Origin of the sequence: Bacillus pinisoli (assembly GCF_023036475.1) — a bacterium.
GTDB classification, from domain to species: Bacteria; Bacillota; Bacilli; order Bacillales; family SA4; genus Bacillus_BS; species Bacillus_BS pinisoli.
This window is the reverse complement of record NZ_JAJQKI010000003.1, coordinates 226,697-242,789: the sequence shown is the minus strand read 5'-3', so window position 1 is coordinate 242,789 and position 16,093 is coordinate 226,697. Positions and strand designations below refer to the sequence as shown.

The window sequence follows — 16,093 nt, the reverse complement described above, 5'->3', positions numbered from 1 at the left end:
AATGATGGACAAAGGTCCCTTGTTTAAGGCACTATATAAAAAGATTAATCATTTTCATAGGTGCTTTAAAGGCATTTTAGAACGGAGAGCAAGTAATGTTACGAACAATTTATGGATTTAGTTATATGTGGATTTATTTAGTCTTTTCAATTCCTACCTTAAGAAAGTGGCAGAGGAGTTCCTTCGAACGTACTTCTGTTCAAGAGAGGGACCAACTTGTACATGCCTTGCCAAAAAGGTGGGCAAAGGGTGTTGTGAAAACAACCGGAGCGAGGATTTCTGTAAAAGGGGAAGAGCACATTCCTGATGGGCCCGTTCTTTTTGTTGCCAATCATCAAGGTAATTTCGATATTCCTTTATTGATTGGATTTGTTAAGAAGCCATTAGGTTTCATCTCGAAGATTGAAGTGAAGAAATTACCAATCATTGCAGGCTGGATGGAAGTTCTTCCATGTATTTTTATGGACCGAAAAGATCGAAGACAATCAGTTAGAGCGATTCAAGAAGGAGCAGAACTCTTGAAGAAAGGCCACTCCATGGTTATTTTTCCAGAAGGTACTAGAAGTAAAGGTGAACCTGTTGCCCCATTTAAATCAGGTAGCTTTAGACTTGCCACAAAATCTGGTGTACCGATCGTGCCAATCACCATTAATGGATCCTACCGATTATTTGAAGAAAAGGGATTTCTTTTTCAACCAGGTGATGTTACCATTACAATCCATCCAGCTATTTATAAAGACGAATATGATAATTGGGACATAAATGAATTAGCCAGAATAGTAGAAGAAAAAGTATCTTCTGAATTGGATATTGTTCAGAATGTGTAAAAAAACGATGGAACAATTAAATTTAGGAGAAACGGTAAGGTAACCTTATTAGCTTTACTGAATTTTTGATTATTATAGTGGAGGTGTCAATATGAACTTAACACGTTTATTTGAAATGCAGCAGATACTGGATGAGAGGATTCAACGGGATCATCAGTTAGAAAATGAGGATCTTTTTGAAAGGAAGGTATTGGCTTTATTAGTAGAGTTAGGTGAGCTAGCAAACGAAACACGTTGTTTTAAGTTTTGGAGTAAGAAGCCCTCTTCTTCCCAAGATGTCATTTTAGAAGAGTTTGTTGACGGCGTTCATTTTATCTTGTCTCTTGGAATAGAATTAAAGGTTCACCATGAGATTAATCATGTAGATGTTGTAGCAGCTTCTCACCAAGATGTAAATAAACTTTTTACCGATGTATATCGAGTAATCCTTTCTTTAAAAGAGAATCCTACAAAGGAATTATATTTGCAGTTGCTTTCTGTATATTGGGGCTTAGGACAAGCATTATCTTTTAATCCCGAGGAGATTGAAAAAGCCTATTTAGAAAAAAACTTGATCAACCACGAAAGACAAAATTCAGGGTATTAGTCAGATTATTTTGTACATTTATTTCGGAATCCGATATAATAAAAGGGCATACATAATTAGGGGGTAAGATAGATGACTAAACAATTAGACGAAACGTTGACGATGTTGAAAGACTTAACGGATGCAAAAGGAATCCCTGGAAACGAAAGAGAACCTAGAGATGTAATGAAAAAATATATAGAGCCTTTCGCAGATGAAGTGACAACAGACGGTTTAGGTAGCTTGATTGCGAAAAAAGTAGGAGATGCAAACGGTCCGAAAATCATGGTTGCTGGCCACTTAGATGAAGTAGGATTTATGATAACGCAAATTGATGACAGAGGATTTTTACGTTTTCAAACAGTAGGAGGCTGGTGGTCACAAGTTATGCTAGCTCAACGTGTAACGATTGTGACACGTAAGGGAGACGTAACCGGAATTATTGGTTCGAAGCCACCTCATATTCTACCTCCTGAGGCACGTAAGAAGCCAGTTGAAATTAAAGATATGTTCATTGATATCGGTGCGTCAAGTCGTGAAGAAGCGATGGAATTTGGTGTCCGACCTGGTGATCAAGTTGTTCCGTATTTTGAGTTCACAGTAATGAATAATGAAAAGATGCTGCTAGCAAAAGCATGGGATAACCGTATCGGCTGTGCGATAGCGATTGATGTTCTAAAAAATCTTAAAGGCGAAAATCACCCTAACATTGTCTATGGAGTAGGTACGGTTCAAGAAGAAGTCGGACTAAGAGGTGCTAAAACAGCGGCTCAAACCATCCAACCGGATATTGGATTTGGGGTAGATGTAGGTATTGCTGGTGATACACCAGGTGTTTCTGATAAAGAAGCGCTTAGCAAAATGGGGAAGGGTCCTCAGATTATTCTTTATGATGCTTCTATGGTATCCCACAAAGGTCTACGTGACTTCGTAACGGATACTGCAGATGAGCTTGGAATTCCTTATCAATTCGAGTCGATTGCTGGTGGTGGCACAGATGCTGGTGCCATGCATATGACGGCAAATGGTGTGCCTTCTCTTGCCATTACAGTTGCCACTCGTTACATTCACTCACATGCGGCAATGTTACACCGTGATGATTATGAGAATGCGGTTAAGCTTATTACTGAAGTGATTAAACGTCTTGACACAGAGAAAGTGAGAGAAATTACGTATCTATAAAGAATTGTTTCTTTAAGTTTATAATCTAATGGGCTAAAGAGCATACCAATAGTAGGTTGGTATGCTCTTTTCATTGTGTTCCCCCGGTATTTAAGGTAGACAACATACCAGTTAAGTGGAAAAGGTACTACTATGGAATCTATAGGCTTGTTTTCAGTACAATTATTCATTCAAAAAGCAAACCTCTTAAAGTTTTTTAATTCGATTATCTTTTCTTTTATAGGAGTTAAATACCCCGAACAATGGCTTCTGCAGCTTTTCTTGCCCCAGCTACGTTTCTTGCCGTTGGGCCTATCTCCAATTCAGCTAATGCACCTGCAACATACAGGTTGGGACCCCATTGTAGTTGATGATTAACGATTGGATAGCCGCATTCTGAGCATTTTAATTGTTGTGCATGTATTAATGGCTGTAGTAGTTGTTTTCCTGGTAATGATTGATCGAAGCCTGTAGTCAGTAATAATGTAGTGGTACTTAAAGTCGGAAGAGCCTCTGAAAGATAGAGATCAATTTTGCCAAGATGGTAATCTGCCTTCTGTACTTGGCCATTTTGGATGATTAATCTTTTTTCACGAACAGCCGTTTTAACTTTTACGTACAGTTCACGAGTAATGGATCCTCGATTTCGAGCTTGCACAATCATTTGTCTTCGCTCTTTAAAATCAGTCGTATGATGAAATGCTCTCATATATTTGGGACCTAACCAGCCTGGATTACTGTCAAAGTCAAATAGTCGAAATGGATGTCTTTTTAGAAGTGTAACCTCACCTGGAAAAATTTGTGCTAAATGAAGGGCAGTATGTACGGCAGTAATTCCCCCACCAACAACTGTTACAGGAGGTTTAATAGTGTGTAAGCTTTCCAATGTCTCATCAAAGATATGGAAAACCTGTGCTTCATTATGTTCCTTAAGAGTTTTTGCCCAACCTGGCCACTTTGGTTGTTCGCTTAAACCTAGAGCTAATATAACATTCCTACTTTTAACTTGTTGAGAATGATTTACTTGAACAATCCAATGTATACCTTCCTTGCTAATATCTGTAACATATCCTTTTGACCAGCATTCCTTTAATCGGTTAGTTTGTATGACTTCCTCACAATGCTCATTGAAAATTTCAAGGTTAGGTCTTTTGTATCTACCGTAAAAAGCTGTTTCTTCATGTCTCTTTTTTCTTACAAACTTCTGTAGACTAAATGGATCCACATCAATATGATGAATAAACGGAGAACGTAGAAAGGGCATGTTTATTTTTCTCGTGCAAACTTTCCAATTAGTTAATGGCTCATCATGAGGGTCAATAATCATTAGGTTATCAATAGTAACCTTTTTAGATCCTACTAAGTAAGAGGCGACAGTTATGCCCTGAATCCCCCCACCAATTATAATCCAATCTAACATGATGTCATACCTTCCTTGTTGATATATAAAACGTAATGATTACGTTTTATATATCATAATAGATAATAAATAATTTAGCAACTATGTTAGTTAAACTAAAGTTTGACAAATGATTTGTGTAATATTATATTTTAAATCGTAAAGATTACGCTTTATATTATATTTAGTAAAAACTAATTTTAGAATTTGTATTCTAACATTAACTGTTGATGAGGGATTTGAGATGAATGAAAAAATAATAGATATTTTTGAAAGAGAGATCGTAGCTTCACTTCCGCTGGTCAAAAGAAAGGTCTATCAATTTATTGAAAATGCAGAAGAAGAATTAGCAATGAAAAGTGATACAAGGGAAGAGTTCTTATCCCTGTTAAAACTATATTCTCCATATAAACAGGCAGCACAACAATTTAATTTCTCTCTTGAAGATCTGTATAAGATGATGATAGAGATTGAAACAGAGATCAATTCAGTATTAGATAAAAAGTTAGAAAATTATCAATGGATTGATTTTACAGAGCTTATGTTCAAAGATAATGAAGCAGAAAGATTGTATTTTTTATGTACGTTCAAGGATTAAGGGTTTCCTGTGCTACAAAGGTTTAGAAAAGAGCCTTCTTAATTAACAATTAATAAAAAAATCGAGTATGAAAATCGCAATGATTCTCATACTCGATTTTTTTGTTGGATAAAGGTCGAAACCTTTCTCTTCATAATTCGTAAAGAAAATATGGGTGTTTGAAGAGGAGGGGTGGAATGGTTGTACAACTAATGATGATTGGACTATTCATTGTGTTAGGAATCATACTGTCTTATGGAAAAGGATCATTTTTGATTGCGGGTTATAATACGATGCCAAAAGAAGAAAAAGAAAAATATGATACAGTTGCTTTGTGTAAATTTATGGGAAAAATGATGTTTGCTTTATCTTTTAGTATGGGGCTGTGGGTCTTTAGCGAAGTATTTGAAGCACAGTGGTTGTTTATTGTGGGTCTTCTATTATTTATAGGTACGTGCCTTTTTATCGTTATATATTCTAATACAGGAGACAGGTTTAAGAAGTAGTGGTCTACTTAAATAAATAGACGAGAAGAAGTACATCTTCTCGTCTTACAACGTGCTATTTTAAAGCTTGCTCTAGAGTCGATAACATTTCTTGCTTGTTATCTTGTGATGAATTCTGCCAAATTACCTCAAATAATACCCCTAAACCTGGAAGCATTTTTTCCTCGCCGCTTTGAATGGCATCTAAAATGGTGTCTTGAAGCTCCTGTTGGTTATTACCTTGTACATTTGTAATAATAGCATTACGTAAATTTAAGTTCATGTGGTCCACCTCTTATGACAATTTTGATTTATAGTGATAGTTTCTTCAGTGACGCTTTAATTATGTATGGAGATTAAGATATAATGTGTGTCATACATATACGAAGGCTCTTTTCTAAAACTTTGTTGCTTTTCAATCTTATATTTCAGCAATTTCGCCATATTTAATACGGTTAAGCTGATTTTTTAAAGATTAGAAAAGAGCAACTCTCTAGATTTAAAGTAAAGACTTTGTACTACCAAGTAAAAATCCGGCTTTTGGGATTTTTACGAAAGCAACAATCTATACGAAAACAGCCTATACGAAAAAGGAATGGGATAAATGAAACGGATTGAATCAAAGAAAAATCCACAGGTGAAACAGTGGAAAAAGCTTCAGACAAAAAAAGAAAGAGATAAAACGGACTTATTTATAATAGAGGGAGCGCACTTAGTAGAGGAGGCTCTTAAATATACAGGAATTGTTGTTGAATTACTATATGCAGAGAGCTTTCAGCTCCCTTATAGCTGGAACTTAGATGGAATAGATCTTTTCCTTGTGACAGATGATATTCTACATGAAATTGGTGATACAGAAACTCCTCAAGGCGTTGCAGCTATCTGTAGGAAGCCTAATGTTACGCTAGATAATGATCTTTCTTCCGCCCTATTAATTGATGCCGTACAAGATCCTGGTAATCTTGGTACTTTAATCCGAACGGCAGATGCTGCTGGGATTGATCAGATAATAATCGGAGATGGAACGGTAGATATTTTTAACAGTAAGGTTTTGCGGGCATCACAAGGGTCCATCTTTCATATACCTATTAGTAGAGGTAATTTAAGTGAGTGGATCGAAAAACTGAAAAGTTCTGGACATGCCGTTTATGGTACTTCCCTTGAAGGAGCAGAACCATATCAGCAAGTACATCATGCTGGACCGTTTGCACTAATCGTAGGGAATGAAGGGCGTGGTGTACAGAAAGAACTACTTTCCCAAACCACACAAAATCTATATATACCCATATACGGTAAAGCCGAATCCTTGAATGTCACGATTGCAGCTGGTATTTTGCTCTATTATTTAAGAGGATAGTCAAACACAAACACTTTAGTTTATTAACGCATCGGGGGACAGGCCCCCGATGCGTTAGTGTATTAAAGTGTTGCGATTAATGGACAAATGAAAGGTGGGATGATGTTGTTAGCATTTTTTGGAATGAAAGCAGATCCATTTGTTGCCTTTTCTCTATCGCATATTAGTATGCTACTTTTATTTGGTTTTTTGGCAGTCCTTCTTTATTCGTACCGCGAGGCAATACGTAGGAACAAGAAGGGTGTCCGGTATGCTTTGATTGGTACACTTCTGCTATGTGAGATTTCTTTATACACGTGGTATGTGAAAACAGGCATCTGGGATCCTTATGACACACTCCCACTTCAGCTTTGCTCCATTTCTCTACTTCTTTGTATTTATATGCTAATCATGAACAGTTATCGGGTTTTTGAGGTTACGTATTTTTTTGGACTGGCTGGTGCCATTCAAGCTTTGATTACGCCTGAATTATTTTATGATTTTCCACATTATCGCTATTTTCATTTTTTTATTGGTCATATTGCCATCATGTTATCCTGCCTTTATATGGTCTGGATTGAGAAGGTGCAGCCCACATTTGCATCGATTTGGAGAGCATTATTTGTATTGAATGGTATGGCGGTTTTTGTATTTATCGTTAATAAGTGGACGGGTGGAAATTATATGTTCCTTGCTAGAAAGCCTTCTAATCCAAGTCTTTTGGATTACTTAGGTCCCTATCCGTATTATATTTTAACGCTAGAAGCAGTGGCGGTCTTCTTTTTTACTTTGCTATATCTTCCTTTCTGGTTTAAAGAAAAAAAGAGAAAAGGCTAATATGACTTGTTTTTATGAACACTTTCCTGTACTATCATATAATATAAAAATACATATTAGATTTTAAAAACATTGATAGAGAGTAGTAGCTTATCCATCACCATATAGGGAGAAGGTGTCGTAGACTGAAAGCACCTTTATGGCAGACATAAGTGAATTCACCTCTTGAGTTGACACTTGGACCGATTCTCCTATTTAGGAATTCGTAAAGGTGCTCCGGTGAAGAGCCGTTATGACAATGAAGAGACTAAAAACATCTGTTTTTAGTAATTAGGGTGGTACCGCGATATAAGACCTCGTCCCTTTTATGGGATGAGGTCTTTTTGTATGCGAAAAAATGACGTACGCGTCTTTAAGAATAAGGAGGATTAGCGATGCAAGAACGATTAAGAGAGCTTCAGGAAGAAGCCCTACAGCAAATTGAAGCTACACAAGATCTGAAGGAACTAAACCAAATTCGTGTCAACTATTTAGGTAAAAAAGGTCCCATAACAGAAGTATTAAAAGGGATGGGGAAGCTTCCTGCTGAGGAACGTCCGATTGTTGGTGAAGTAGCCAATAAAGTAAGAGAAGCTATTTCTACAGCCATTGAACAAAAATTAGAGTCTTTAGAGAAAGCAGAGGTAGAAAAAAAGCTTGCTTCTCAGAAGATTGATGTTACTTTACCAGGTAGACCGGTACGAAAAGGAAACCATCACCCTCTTACAGCTATTGTAGAAGAAATTGAAGACCTTTTTATCGGAATGGGTTATACCATTGCAGAAGGGCCAGAAGTAGAGAGCGACTATTATAATTTTGAAGCGTTGAACCTGCCAAAGGGCCATCCAGCACGTGATATGCAAGACTCTTTCTATATTTCAGAAGAGACGTTATTACGTACACAAACTTCACCAATTCAAGTAAGAACATTAGAAAAGCATCAAGGTAAAGGGCCAGTTAAGATTATTTGTCCTGGTAAAGTGTATCGTCGTGATAATGATGATGCCACTCACTCTCATCAGTTTACTCAAATTGAAGGGTTAGTTGTAGATGAAAATATCCGAATGAGTGACTTAAAAGGAACATTAACTGTATTTGCACAGAAAATGTTTGGAGCGGATCGTAAAATTCGTTTAAGACCAAGTTTCTTCCCATTTACAGAACCGTCGGTTGAAATGGACATTTCATGTAAAATTTGTAATGGAGAAGGCTGTAATGTGTGTAAAGGTACAGGTTGGATTGAAATTCTAGGTGCCGGAATGGTTCATCCGAATGTACTAGAGATGGCTGGTTTTGATTCTAAGAAATACACTGGTTTTGCATTTGGAATGGGACCAGAACGTATTGCCATGTTAAAGTACGGTATTGAAGATATCCGTAATTTCTATATAAATGATCGTCGTTTCATTGAACAATTTAAACGAGCGTAAGAGGAGGGAAAAACCATGTTTGTATCCTATAAATGGTTAAGTGAATATGTAGATGTAACAGGTGTGACAGCTCATGAGCTTGCTGAATTAATCACAAAGAGTGGAATTGAAGTAGAAGGCGTAGAAGTGCTCAACAAGGGAATTAGCGGTGTCGTTGTTGGACATGTACTTGAATGTGAACAGCATCCAAATGCTGATAAGCTAAATAAATGTTTAGTTGATTTAGGTCAAGGTGAGCCTGTTCAAATTATCTGCGGTGCATCTAATGTAGCAAAAGGACAGAAAGTAGCTGTCGCGACAGTTGGAGCCGTGTTACCGGGTAACTTCAAAATTAAGAAAGCAAAACTTCGTGGAGAAGAATCGAACGGTATGATTTGTTCTTTACAGGAGTTAGGGGTAGAAGGAAAGCTTGTTCCTAAAGAGTTCTCTGAAGGCATTTATGTTTTCCCTCATGAAGTTGAGGCTGGAGAAGATGCTCTGCTTAATTTAAACCTAGATGACCAAATTTTGGAGTTAAGCTTAACACCAAACCGTGCAGATTGCCTCAATATGTTAGGTGTGGCGTATGAGGTAGCGGCAATTTTAGATCGTGAAGTGAAGTTTCCTACGATTGAGTTTCAAGAAGGAAGTGAAAATGCTTCAGATTATATTACGGTAAACGTAGAAGCAAACGAAGACAATCCACTATATGTGGCTAAAATTGTGAAAGATGTAAAAGTTGGTCCTTCACCATATTGGATGCAGAGCCGCCTAATGGCAGCGGGGATCCGTCCAATTAGTAATATTGTTGATATTACAAACTATATCCTATTAGAATATGGACAACCTCTTCATGCTTTTGATTATGACAGAATTGGTTCAAAAGAAATTTTAGTACGAAGAGCAAAAGCGGGAGAAAAGATTGTCACATTAGATGATGTGGAACGTACAGCAAGTGAAGACCATCTTTTAATAACGAATGGTCAGGAACCTCTTGCTCTTGCTGGAGTAATGGGCGGAGCAACATCTGAGGTTCATGCCGATACAAGAAATGTGTTAATCGAGTCAGCTTATTTTGCAAGTGGAACGATTCGTAAGGCGTCAAAAGAACATGGACTTCGTAGTGAAGCGAGTGCTCGTTATGAAAAGGGTATTGATCCAAAGCGTACTCATGAAGCTGCTGAACGTGCTGCACAGCTTATGGCTGAATACGCGGGAGGAACGGTGTTACAAGGAAGTGTTGAAGTGAATACCCTTACCCTTGACCCGGCTGTTGTCACGATTACACTCGACCGAATTAACCGAGTAATTGGAACAGAACTTACAAGTGAAACGGTTGCTGATATTTTCAGACGACTAAAATTTGAATATAGCGAAGATAATGGAGAATTTACCATCACCGTTCCTACTCGTCGTGGTGATATTACGATTGAAGAGGATATTGTGGAAGAGGTAGCAAGACTGTATGGTTATGACCATCTTCCAGTTACATTGCCAGCAGGTGAGCAAACTCCTGGAAGCTTAACAGTCCGCCAAAAGCTTCGTCGACAAATTCGTCGTTACTTTGAGGGAGCAGGTCTATATCAAGCGACTACTTACTCATTAACAAGTAAGGAAAAAGTTCATCGCTTTCTAAATAAAGAAGAGCGCTTAGAGCCAGTGGAACTTTTAATGCCTATGAGTGAGGATCGTAGTGTACTTCGTTTAAGCCTTGTATCTCATTTGACTGATGTATTGAAATATAATCTTCACCGTCAAGTGGATCAGCTTGGATTTTATGAAGTAGGTTCAGTCTTTATTCCGTCTAAAAAAGGTGAGCTTCCTAATGAAGTTGAACGCATAGCTGGTGCTGTGACTGGCTTATGGCATGCACATTTATGGCAAGGTGAAAAGAAACCTGTTGATTTTTACGTAGTAAAAGGTATTTTAGATGGGCTATTTGACTCCATCGGTGTAGATCAGGTTGAATACCAAGCAGCAGAAAGAAATGACCTACACCCAGGACGCACGGCGCACCTATTTGTGGAAGGTGATTATATAGGCTATATCGGTCAAGTTCATCCTTCTACACAAAAAGAACTTGATCTTCAAGAAACGTATGTGTTCGAATTATCTTTAGATAAGCTGGCCACTCTTGTTGGAGAAAAAGTAGATTATCATCCTGTCCCTCGATACCCATCTATCTCTCGTGATATCGCGTTAGTAGTGGACAAAGAGATTACAGCGGGAGACATTCAAAAGATTATAGTAGCAGCAGGAGGAACACTCCTTAAGGATGTTCACGCCTTTGATCTATATGAAGGGGAGAAAATGGAAGAAGGTAAGAAATCAATTGCTTTCTCCTTACGATATTTCGACCCAGAACGTACGCTAACAGATGATGTTGTCGTACCAACACATGATAAAGTACTAGCAGCTGTTGAAGAAAAAACTGGAGCTGTACTAAGAGGATAATGAAAATTTTTAGACCTATTGGGATTCCAATAGGTCTTTGTTTTATTTACAATTAAAGGAAGGGCCAATTCGACAAGTGCCTGTCACCTGTCGAATTGGGCACCTTTTGAATTGGAATTTAGGAGGCGAGAATTGATGATCAAATTAGAGTATTTTAATCAAGATGATTTCCATCAGCTAAAAAGTTGGGTAACTTCTCCGGAATTTAACGTGCAATGGAGCGGGGATTATTTTCAGTTCCCATTAGAAGATGAGCAGTTAAGTAAATATATAAAAGGGGTCAATACGCCAGAGTCCAATACATATATTTTTAAGGTTATAGATATAGAATCAGGTACAAGCATCGGTCATATTGCTTTATCTAAAATAGATCGTAAGCACCTATCAGCTAGAGTAGGAAAGGTACTTGTTGGAGATCCAAGCTATAGAGGTAAAGGTATTGGTGAGCAGATGATAAGAGAGGTACTTCACTTCGCGTTTGATCAGTTACAGCTACATAGAGTGTGCCTTGGGGTGTTTGATTTTAATGAAGGGGCCATTGCCTGCTATGAGAAGGCTGGTTTTCAGAAGGAAGGCCTGTTACGAGATTATCGGAAAGTTGGTCAAGAGTATTGGAGTATTTGGGAAATGAGTATCCTTGAAGATGAATGGAGATCACAAAAAGCTGAAATATAAATAGTTTCTAAGAGTTAATGAAGGAATCAACTGTTACTAAGAGAAATATTCCTTCAAGTAACCACAACAAGGAGGAACTACATGAACATAGTAATCAGAGAAGCAAAATTGGAAGATTGGGAAGAGGTATGGTGGTTACTCTTCAAAAGAGGAGCAACAGATGATCAAGCTTTAGCTAGAGAACGAATTATGAAGATAAGTAGCGATCCTACTCATTATTTACCCATTGCTTTACAAAATGAAAAGGCGATAGGTTATGGGTGGGTCCAGAGTTATGGCCCACATTTGCGAAGCGGACAGATTCTTCATCGTTTCCATGATCTATATGTTTTACCAGAGTATCGTAACAATGGAATAGCACAAGCATTGTTCACATCAGTGAAGACATGGTCAGAGCAAAATGGTGCCTCCTGGTTGCAATGGAATGCAAATCCTACCTCCTCAAGTTTTTATGAAAAGATTGGCTATCAGCCAATTCCAGAGGAAGAAGAAGGGTATCCGTTTTATGAGATTACATTTACAAGTTAAACCCTTTCTGTAGACAAGCCGAATGTGGTCCTAGCAACTATAGAATGAAAAACATGCTTGGATGAGTACCCAAGCATGTATTCATTCCATTATCGCACCAATTTTCTAGCCTTCTCCGTATTAGCAAAATGGACTTTTGCAATCTCAGGAAGAATTCCTTCACCCTTCGTTTTAATTAATTGAGCGGCTATTTTATCGACTCCAGCCCCTGCCCCTTTCTGCAAGGTCATGCCTGCTTTTTCACTCAATTTATCGAATTCTGTAACGAATACGTATCTTGCTATAATAGAGGCAGCAGCAACAGCTAGGTGAACACCTTCTGCTTTTGTACTAAAGTAAACTCGCTCTTTAATAATTCGTTTCTCATTTTTAACATGATTAAAATAAACACCCGGTTCAGCAAATTGATCGATTAAAATTCCATCGGGTTGTTCAGGTTCAATTTTATCAAGAACATGTGCGAGGGCTTTATTATGGAGTAATGCTTTCATTTTTCCCTGAGTCATGCCCTTTGCCTGAAGATTGTTATATTTTTCATTATGTAAAATCAGGATACTATGTGGGATGACCTGTCTAATATCTCTAGCAATCTTTATGATTTGGTCATCTTTTAACCCTTTTGAGTCCTTTACACCTAATTCCTTTAACAAGGGCATATGAGAAGGTTTGACATAAGCCGCCACGACCGTAATAGGTCCGAAATAATCGCCTGTTCCTACTTCATCTGAACCAATAATCGCCATATTCTCAATTCCTTTTGGGACAGAATATTGGTCTGTTCGTACTTTAGGCTGAGTACTTTTAGCTTTAGACTGCACCTCACTTGATTGGCTTTCCCAAACACTGGCTTCTTTATCAGCTTGACCACCTTGAAACATCACTTTTCCTGATTTATAGGCTGTTACCATACAAGAAGAGAGTTTGGCAGCAAAAACCCCACCTGGTGGAACCTTCTCTAATAAGCTAGCCTTATAATGAGCTTGCATTTGATTCATCGTTTCTTGTGTGACTTTAATAACTTTTGTCGACAAGTTACTCCCTCCTATAATCTAGTAATATTTCTTCAATAGAACCATCTATACATAATCCCCAAATATATGTAATTCCATAATTACTCTATCATACCGTAATTATACTAGTTCTTTCCAATCAATACTGTTCATGTTATCATATTATGTAGGATTGTAAGTTACAGGAGGCCACTATTATGTCTGAACAGAAAAAAACAAGGACAACAGTAGATATATATGGTCAACAGTACTCGATAGTAGGAAGCGAGAGTACTAGTTATATCAGATTGGTTGCCTCAATCGTTGATGATAAAATGAGAGAGATTAGTGAGAAGAATCCTAATTTAGATAGTAGTAAGCTTGCTGTATTAACAGCTGTTAATGTGGTGAATGACTATTTAAAGGTAAAGGATGAACTAGAATCTCTACAGCAAAAAATCAAGAATGAAGAGGGTTGACAGAAAATGCTAGACCTAGCAATTATACTTATTCTAGGAATCGGTTTTTTAATCGGTTTAAGACGTGGCTTTATCCTTCAAATGGTACATTTAACAGGGTTCATAGCTGCTTTTGTAGTGTCCTATTTATATTTTGATGATCTAGCCCCAAAGCTGGAGTTATGGGTGCCATACCCTGTTATAAATGAAGGCGGAATGATGTCACTTATATTTAATCATGAGGACCTCGAAATGGCTTATTATCGTGCCATCGCATTCGCTATGCTATTCTTTGGAACGAAAATTATGATGCAAATCTTAGGTTCCATGCTAGATTTTCTTGCCCATTTACCAATCTTAAAGCAAATTAATGGCTGGGCTGGAGCAGTATTAGGATTTGTCGAAGTGTACTTAATCGTATTTATTCTACTTTATATAGGTGCCCTTGTGCCAGTAGAAATGGTTCAATCACATATGCAGGATTCATTTATGGCAATGACGATTGTTCAGCATACACCTGTTTTTTCAGGGACAATCTATGATTTATGGATTGAAAATATGAATTTATAAGAAATGTACCTCTCATTACCTGGTAGTGAGGGGTTTTTAATTGGTATTGGTATGTTTATTGTACTTTTTCTGATTTTCTTAGTATCATTTTTATAGAATGAAATAGGACGGTGTCTATCATTGAATAAAAAAGATGTCATTAGACTTTTGGAAACCATTGCAATCTACATGGAGCTTAAAGGTGAAAATACATTTAAAATCTCTGCTTATCGGAAAGCAGCACTAGCCATTGAACAGGATGAACGTCCTTTAGAGGGAATTACTGATATCACAAGCCTCCCAGGTGTTGGAAAAGGAACTGCAGCAGTGATCCAGGAATACCTTGACCATGGCTATTCTACAGTTTTAAAGGAATTACAGGAAAGTGTACCGCAAGGATTAATTCCTTTATTAAAACTTCAAGGTTTAGGTGGCAAAAAAATTGCTAAGCTCTATCAGGAATTAGGCGTAACAGATTTAGCAAGCTTACAGAAAGTATGTGAAGAAGGAAAAGTAAGAGCACTTGCTGGTTTTGGCGAAAAATCAGAGCAAAAAATATTACAATCGGTGAAAGAAGCAGGAACAAGACCAGAGCGCCTACCTATTGCTTTCATGCTGGATATTGCTGAAGAGATTGAACAACAATTAGCAACCATGAAAGATATCACCTCCTATTCACGAGCTGGTAGTCTAAGAAGAATGAGAGAGACGATTAAGGATTTAGACTTTATTATTGCAACAGAACAACCAGAGTCAATAAAGGAACAATTACTAAACATTAATCGAATTAAAGATATTATCGCTAGTGGAAATACAAAGGTTTCTTTACTCCTAGATTATGAGTATGAAGTTTCTGTTGATTTTCGGATCGTAGAGCCAAAGGCTTTTGCAACCACACTCCACCACTTTACGGGTTCAAAAGAACATAACGTTAAAATGAGACAGCTTGCAAAGGAACGCGGCTTGAAAATCAGTGAGTATGGAGTAGAAAACACGGAGACGGGTGAAATGATTACCTTTGACTCGGAGGAACAGTTTTTTCAATACTTCGGTAGAACGTTTATCCCTCCTGAGCTTAGAGAAGGAGAGCGAGAGGTTGAGCAATTTCAGGAGTCTATTCACTTAATCCAACGACATGATATTGTCGGAGATCTTCATATGCACTCTACATGGAGTGATGGTGCCCATACGATTGAACAGATGGCTAAAGCTTGTATGGAAAAAGGGTATTCGTATATGGCTATCACAGATCATTCAAGATATTTACGAGTAGCAAATGGTCTAACGGTGGACCAGTTAAAGCGGCAGCATGAAGAAATAAGAAAATTAAATGAGCAATTTGATAACTTTACCATCTTGACTGGGGTAGAAATGGATATATTACCAGATGGTTCGTTAGACTATGATGATGAATTGTTAGAAGGAATGGATATTGTGATTGCTTCCATCCATTCAAGTTTCTCTCAAGATCAAGCAACCATCATGAAAAGGCTAAAAACGGCATTAGATAGTTTTCATGTGGATATTATTGCTCATCCTACGGGAAGAATTATCGGTTCAAGGGAAGGATATGACGTAGATATCGATCTTCTTATTCAATTGGCAAAGGAAACGAATACCGCTCTTGAATTAAATGCAAATCCGCATCGTCTTGATTTAGCATCACATTATATTCAAAAAGCACAAGACGCAGGAGTGAAAATCGTCATTAATACAGATGCGCATCACACACAACAGCTTGACTATATGGATATAGGAATTGCAGCTGCGCGAAAAGGATGGATTAGAAAAGAAAATGTCATTAATACGTTTGAACTTCCGAAGTTAATGGAGTTTTTACGTCGACATCATGAGTAAGGTCTTAA

Annotated in this window: 17 protein-coding genes and 1 other annotated feature; of the genes, 14 read left to right on the top strand and 3 right to left on the bottom strand. The window is 37.6% G+C overall.

The features are described 5' to 3' along the window. Positions 1–95: 95 nt before the first annotated feature. The 3 genes from LT143_RS05805 to LT143_RS05795 all read left to right on the top strand — a co-directional run bounded on the left by LT143_RS05805 (position 96) and on the right by LT143_RS05795 (position 2,574). Complete coding sequence (locus LT143_RS05805) at positions 96–827, top strand: lysophospholipid acyltransferase family protein (RefSeq protein WP_246941064.1); 732 nt, start codon at positions 96–98, stop codon at positions 825–827. Positions 828–918: 91 nt separating this feature from the next. After that, positions 919–1,413, top strand: a complete 495-nt coding sequence (locus LT143_RS05800) for a dUTP diphosphatase (protein WP_246941060.1) — start codon at positions 919–921, stop codon at positions 1,411–1,413. A 72-nt stretch (positions 1,414–1,485) separates the two neighbouring features. Further along, the gene (locus tag LT143_RS05795) at positions 1,486–2,574 is read left to right on the top strand and encodes a M42 family metallopeptidase (RefSeq protein ID WP_246941057.1); all 1,089 of its coding nucleotides are present in this window, start codon (positions 1,486–1,488) and stop codon (positions 2,572–2,574) included. Between the two features lie 226 nt (positions 2,575–2,800). Here the strand turns inward: LT143_RS05795 and LT143_RS05790 are convergent, their stop codons facing one another. Then, complete coding sequence (locus LT143_RS05790) at positions 2,801–3,973, bottom strand: FAD-dependent oxidoreductase (RefSeq protein ID WP_246941054.1); 1,173 nt, start codon at positions 3,971–3,973, stop codon at positions 2,801–2,803. A gap of 223 nt (positions 3,974–4,196) precedes the next feature. Between LT143_RS05790 and LT143_RS05785 the strand changes: the two genes are divergently transcribed. Next, the gene (locus LT143_RS05785) at positions 4,197–4,550 is read left to right on the top strand and encodes a hypothetical protein (RefSeq protein WP_246941051.1); all 354 of its coding nucleotides are present in this window, start codon (positions 4,197–4,199) and stop codon (positions 4,548–4,550) included. Between the two features lie 176 nt (positions 4,551–4,726). Next, entirely contained in the window at positions 4,727–5,035 is a 309-nt protein-coding gene (locus LT143_RS05780) for a DUF3784 domain-containing protein (RefSeq protein WP_246941048.1), read from the top strand. 55 nt (positions 5,036–5,090) lie between these two features. Here the strand turns inward: LT143_RS05780 and sspI are convergent, their stop codons facing one another. Next, positions 5,091–5,297 carry a small acid-soluble spore protein SspI gene (sspI, locus tag LT143_RS05775; protein WP_246941045.1) on the bottom strand — a complete coding sequence of 69 codons (207 nt, stop codon included), beginning with the start codon at positions 5,295–5,297 and terminating at the stop codon, positions 5,091–5,093. 321 nt (positions 5,298–5,618) lie between these two features. Between sspI and LT143_RS05770 the strand changes: the two genes are divergently transcribed. From LT143_RS05770 to LT143_RS05745, 6 genes are all read left to right on the top strand, one after another. After that, on the top strand, positions 5,619–6,371 hold the full coding sequence (locus LT143_RS05770; protein ID WP_246941041.1) for a TrmH family RNA methyltransferase: 753 nt from the start codon (positions 5,619–5,621) through the stop codon (positions 6,369–6,371). Positions 6,372–6,473: 102 nt separating this feature from the next. Continuing rightward, entirely contained in the window at positions 6,474–7,187 is a 714-nt protein-coding gene (locus tag LT143_RS05765) for a YwaF family protein (protein WP_336296591.1), read from the top strand. A 63-nt stretch (positions 7,188–7,250) separates the two neighbouring features. Beyond that, positions 7,251–7,494 (top strand) — a binding site (T-box leader). A 67-nt stretch (positions 7,495–7,561) separates the two neighbouring features. Next, positions 7,562–8,596 (top strand): phenylalanine--tRNA ligase subunit alpha, encoded by a 1,035-nt coding sequence (gene pheS, locus LT143_RS05760; RefSeq protein WP_246941038.1) that lies wholly within the window; start codon positions 7,562–7,564, stop codon positions 8,594–8,596. Positions 8,597–8,611: 15 nt separating this feature from the next. After that, positions 8,612–11,029 (top strand): phenylalanine--tRNA ligase subunit beta, encoded by a 2,418-nt coding sequence (gene pheT, locus LT143_RS05755; protein WP_246941035.1) that lies wholly within the window; start codon positions 8,612–8,614, stop codon positions 11,027–11,029. Between the two features lie 135 nt (positions 11,030–11,164). Beyond that, on the top strand, positions 11,165–11,704 hold the full coding sequence (locus tag LT143_RS05750) for a GNAT family N-acetyltransferase (protein WP_246941528.1): 540 nt from the start codon (positions 11,165–11,167) through the stop codon (positions 11,702–11,704). Positions 11,705–11,785: 81 nt separating this feature from the next. Beyond that, on the top strand, positions 11,786–12,232 hold the full coding sequence (locus LT143_RS05745) for a GNAT family N-acetyltransferase (protein ID WP_246941032.1): 447 nt from the start codon (positions 11,786–11,788) through the stop codon (positions 12,230–12,232). A gap of 89 nt (positions 12,233–12,321) precedes the next feature. Here LT143_RS05745 and rnhC read toward each other — a convergent pair whose 3' ends face one another. Next, entirely contained in the window at positions 12,322–13,263 is a 942-nt protein-coding gene (gene rnhC, locus LT143_RS05740) for a ribonuclease HIII (RefSeq protein ID WP_272495696.1), read from the bottom strand. 176 nt (positions 13,264–13,439) lie between these two features. Between rnhC and zapA the strand changes: the two genes are divergently transcribed. From zapA to polX, 3 genes are all read left to right on the top strand, one after another. Beyond that, positions 13,440–13,700 carry a cell division protein ZapA gene (gene zapA / locus LT143_RS05735; RefSeq protein ID WP_246941029.1) on the top strand — a complete coding sequence of 87 codons (261 nt, stop codon included), beginning with the start codon at positions 13,440–13,442 and terminating at the stop codon, positions 13,698–13,700. A 6-nt stretch (positions 13,701–13,706) separates the two neighbouring features. Beyond that, positions 13,707–14,249: a CvpA family protein gene (locus tag LT143_RS05730; RefSeq protein WP_246941026.1), complete on the top strand. Its 543-nt coding sequence runs from the start codon at positions 13,707–13,709 to the stop codon at positions 14,247–14,249. 120 nt (positions 14,250–14,369) lie between these two features. Beyond that, positions 14,370–16,085, top strand: coding sequence for a DNA polymerase/3'-5' exonuclease PolX (gene polX, locus LT143_RS05725; RefSeq protein ID WP_272495695.1), 1,716 nt, complete (start codon positions 14,370–14,372; stop codon positions 16,083–16,085). Positions 16,086–16,093: the final 8 nt, after the last annotated feature.

What these genes read in the sequence shown, in the direction of transcription:
- LT143_RS05790 (WP_246941054.1), bottom strand. Translation starts at nt 3,973, where the DNA reads ATGTTAGATTGGATTATAATTGGTGGGGGGATTCAGGGCATAACTGTC.
- LT143_RS05770 (WP_246941041.1), top strand. Translation starts at nt 5,619, where the DNA reads ATGAAACGGATTGAATCAAAGAAAAATCCACAGGTGAAACAGTGGAAA.
- zapA (WP_246941029.1), top strand. Translation starts at nt 13,440, where the DNA reads ATGTCTGAACAGAAAAAAACAAGGACAACAGTAGATATATATGGTCAA.
- LT143_RS05800 (WP_246941060.1), top strand. Translation starts at nt 919, where the DNA reads ATGAACTTAACACGTTTATTTGAAATGCAGCAGATACTGGATGAGAGG.
- LT143_RS05730 (WP_246941026.1), top strand. Translation starts at nt 13,707, where the DNA reads ATGCTAGACCTAGCAATTATACTTATTCTAGGAATCGGTTTTTTAATC.
- LT143_RS05805 (WP_246941064.1), top strand. Translation starts at nt 96, where the DNA reads ATGTTACGAACAATTTATGGATTTAGTTATATGTGGATTTATTTAGTC.
- LT143_RS05785 (WP_246941051.1), top strand. Translation starts at nt 4,197, where the DNA reads ATGAATGAAAAAATAATAGATATTTTTGAAAGAGAGATCGTAGCTTCA.
- pheS (WP_246941038.1), top strand. Translation starts at nt 7,562, where the DNA reads ATGCAAGAACGATTAAGAGAGCTTCAGGAAGAAGCCCTACAGCAAATT.
- LT143_RS05795 (WP_246941057.1), top strand. Translation starts at nt 1,486, where the DNA reads ATGACTAAACAATTAGACGAAACGTTGACGATGTTGAAAGACTTAACG.
- pheT (WP_246941035.1), top strand. Translation starts at nt 8,612, where the DNA reads ATGTTTGTATCCTATAAATGGTTAAGTGAATATGTAGATGTAACAGGT.
- LT143_RS05750 (WP_246941528.1), top strand. Translation starts at nt 11,165, where the DNA reads ATGATCAAATTAGAGTATTTTAATCAAGATGATTTCCATCAGCTAAAA.
- LT143_RS05765 (WP_336296591.1), top strand. Translation starts at nt 6,474, where the DNA reads ATGTTGTTAGCATTTTTTGGAATGAAAGCAGATCCATTTGTTGCCTTT.
- LT143_RS05780 (WP_246941048.1), top strand. Translation starts at nt 4,727, where the DNA reads ATGGTTGTACAACTAATGATGATTGGACTATTCATTGTGTTAGGAATC.
- sspI (WP_246941045.1), bottom strand. Translation starts at nt 5,297, where the DNA reads ATGAACTTAAATTTACGTAATGCTATTATTACAAATGTACAAGGTAAT.
- LT143_RS05745 (WP_246941032.1), top strand. Translation starts at nt 11,786, where the DNA reads ATGAACATAGTAATCAGAGAAGCAAAATTGGAAGATTGGGAAGAGGTA.